Source organism: Bacillus sp. SIMBA_154 (genome assembly GCF_046536015.1).
Classification (GTDB): domain Bacteria; phylum Bacillota; class Bacilli; order Bacillales; family Bacillaceae; genus Bacillus; species Bacillus pumilus_P.
On the sequence record NZ_JAWJBV010000649.1, the window covers coordinates 1 to 237 of the forward strand.

The window sequence follows — 237 nt, forward strand, 5'->3', positions numbered from 1 at the left end:
ATCACATCACGATGTTCTTCAATCGACCAGTACCATTCCTTCCGAGGAACGTATCACACACGAACATCATACTCCCTGTCCGTCGAGGGGAATCCCCATGCCCTGCTGCCTGATTCGACGGCAAGACAACTCCTTACGTCATACCTTTCTTCGATGCTTTTCAGCTCTTCCTTGATTCTCTCTCCCAAGCGTCCATCAACTCTTTCTTTAGAATTCTCCATGACTTCTTCCCGTTTT

1 pseudogene is annotated in these 237 nt (G+C 47.7%); it reads right to left on the minus strand.

Annotated elements, in window-relative coordinates:
* Nucleotides 1-56 precede the first annotated feature (56 nt).
* A pseudogene (locus R0K30_RS23470) lies at nucleotides 57-221 on the minus strand (DNA polymerase beta superfamily protein); the annotation flags it as partial.
* Nucleotides 222-237 lie beyond the last annotated feature (16 nt).